The 2,718-nt window shown below is 75.1% G+C and carries 3 protein-coding genes; all 3 read left to right on the top strand.

Annotation, left to right across the window (positions count from 1 at the left end):
- Positions 1-567, top strand: a 567-nt coding sequence (locus tag CCN51_RS46110; RefSeq protein WP_143676106.1) for an AAA family ATPase, incomplete at its 5' end; no start/stop codon positions are given.
- Complete coding sequence (locus CCN51_RS46105) at positions 564-2,006, top strand: ABC transporter permease subunit (protein ID WP_014178155.1); 1,443 nt, start codon at positions 564-566, stop codon at positions 2,004-2,006. The genes CCN51_RS46110 and CCN51_RS46105, both read left to right, overlap by 4 nt.
- Positions 1,999-2,718: hypothetical protein (locus CCN51_RS46100; protein ID WP_107426252.1), on the top strand; the 720-nt coding region annotated here is incomplete at its 3' end. The genes CCN51_RS46105 and CCN51_RS46100, both read left to right, overlap by 8 nt.

Below are 2,718 nucleotides of genomic sequence, written 5' to 3'. Positions count from 1 at the left end.
GGGCTCGCGTCCGCCGCGCGGCGGCGGGCGGGGGGCTTCTCGCTGGGGATGCGGCAGCGGCTCGGTATCGCGGCGGCGCTGTTGGGCGATCCGCCAGTGCTGATTCTGGACGAGCCGGTCAACGGGCTCGATCCCGAGGGCATCCAGTGGATCCGCGGCTTTCTGCGGTCGCTGGCCGCCGAGGGGCGCACCGTGCTGGTGTCCAGCCACTTGATGAGCGAACTGGAGGACACCGCCGACCACGTGATCGTCATAGGCCGCGGCCGGCTGCTCGCGGACACCGATGTGGCGACGCTGCTGGCCGCCGCGTCCAAGGGGCGCGTGACGCTGCGTACCCCGCGCCGCGCGGACGCGGTGACGGCGCTGACCGGGGCCGGGGCCGAGGTGGCGGTGTTGGGGCCCGACCGGCTCACTGTGGACGGGCTGGCCGCCGAGCGGGTGGTGGCGCTGCTGGGCGCGGGCGGGGTGCCGTTCTCGGAGGTGGCGGCGCATCGCGCCTCATTGGAGGAGGCCTATCTCGAACTGACCCGGGATGCCGCGGAGTTCCGAGCGCGGGAGGGCTCGTGATACGCGCGATCCGCGCCGAGTGGACCAAGCTGATGTCGGTGCGCAGCACCTCCGTCGCCCTGCTGGCCGCCGTCGCCTTGACCGTCCTCATCGGCTATCTCGCCGCGCAGGGCGGCCACGGCAACGCCAACGACGCCCCGCAGACCGTCGACCACTTCAGCTTCGTACACCGCGAACTCACCGGCGACGGCTCCGTCACCGCGCGCGTCGCCAGGCAGAAGGACAGCGCCCCGTGGGCGAAGTCCGGCGTCGTCATCAAGGCGTCCGCGGCCGGCGGCTCCTCGTACGTCGCACTGATGGTCACCCCCGACCACGGCGTACGGATGCTGGCCGACGCGGAGACCGAGGTCACCGGCGGCGGCGAGACGAACGCCCCGGTGTGGCTGCGGCTGACCCGCTCGGGGCGGGACGTGACCGGGTACGAGTCCGCCGACGGCCGTACGTGGCGGAAGGTCGGCACGCTCACCGCCCGCGCGCTGCCGGACAAGGCGCAGGCGGGGCTGTTCGTGGCCTCCCACGGGCGCATGCACGAGCGCCTGGCGGGCCCCGGCAACATCATCGGCGGCTTCCGCCCCACGACCGGCCGGGCCGTCTTCGACCATGTCGCCCTGGCCCCGGCAGGGGCTCCCGCGGCGGACGACTGGCGGTTGACGGACGTGGCCGAGGCCCCCGTGACGGTCGGCCCGCCCGTGGAGATCCGTACGGCGTCCGAGGACCCCGGCACCCTGCGGCGCACCGGCGGTGCGTTCACCGTCACCGGGAGCGGTGACCTGGGCCGTATCGGGTTGGCGGGGGTCGGCAGTGAGCTCCACGGCTTCGACCGGGTCAAGAACAGCCTCTCCGGGACGGAGTTCGGGCTGATCGCGGTGATCGCGCTGGGCGTGCTCGCGATGACTTCCGAGTACCGGACGGGCACGATCCGTACGACGTTCAGCGCGTCCCCGCACCGCGCCCGGGTGCTGGCCGCCAAGGCCGTCGTGCTGGCGGGCACCGTCTTCGCCGCAGGGCTCGCCGCGGGCGTCACCGCGCTCCTGCTGACCCGGCCGATCCAGCGCCGCAACGGCATGGGGCCGCCGCTCTTCCCCGACCCGTCCCTCGGCGACCCGACGGTGCTGCGCGCGGTCGTCGGCACGGCGGCCACGATGGCCCTGATCGCGCTGTTCTCCCTGGGCGTCGGCGTGCTGCTGCGGCGTACGGCGGGGGCGGTGATCCTGCTCTTCGCGGTGTTCCTGGTGGTTCCGATCGTCGCCCAGGTCAGCTCGATCGGCGTCAACACCTGGGTCAACCGGGCCACTCCGATCGCGGGCCTGGCCGTACGCCAGACGATCCACCAGCTCGGCGACGCGATCAGCCCTCTGGGCGGCCTTGCCGTGCTGTGCGGGTACACGGCGGTGGCGCTCGGCGCCGCGTTCTGGGTGCAGGGCAGGCGCGATGCGTGAGGCGCGGCGCACCGGGCGGGCGCTGAGCGCCGAGTGGACCAAGCTGTGCACGGTGCCGTCCCAGCTGTGGACCCTGGCGGCCCTGGCCGCGCTGATGGCGGGCGTGACCGCGCTCACCGCCGCGGGCCAGGGGCGCCCCCGGGACACCCCCGCGGACCCGGTGGCGCTCGCCCTGTCGGGCGTCTACGCCGCGCAACTCGCCGCCCTCGCGGTCGGGGTGGCGCTGGTCGCCTCCGAGTACCAGCCGAGGGTGATCCGTACGACGCTGGCCGCGCACCCGGGGCGAACCGGCGTCCTCGCCGCGAAGGCCGCCGTCGTGACCGCGGCGGTGCTCGCCGTCGGCGCCCCCGGGGTGCTCGGGTCGGTGCTGGCCGGGCGGGCCGTACTGGCGGGGCAGGGCCACGGCACGGCCGCCCTGTCCGACCCGGCGCTGTGGCGGGCGGCCGTCGGCACCCTGCTGTACCTGGTGCTGGTCGCGCTGCTGGGCGCCGGGGTGGCCGCCGTGCTCCGGCACCCCGGGGTGGCTGTCGGGGCCACGGCGGCGCTGCTGTACGGCCCGTTTCTGGCCACGAAGGTCATCCCGATGTCCACGCACGCCCTCCACCTGGTCCAGAAGGTCTCGCCGATGAGCGCCGGCCTCGCCGTCCAGACCACCCTCCCGGGCACCGGCCCCGCGCCCCTCGGCCCGTGGGCGGGGCCGGTGCCCGGGAGG

The organism is Streptomyces milbemycinicus (assembly GCF_002154605.1).
Lineage (GTDB): Bacteria > Actinomycetota > Actinomycetes > Streptomycetales > Streptomycetaceae > Streptomyces > Streptomyces milbemycinicus.
Note: the sequence above shows the minus strand (reverse complement) of the source record. Positions and strands in the feature narration are given on the sequence as shown.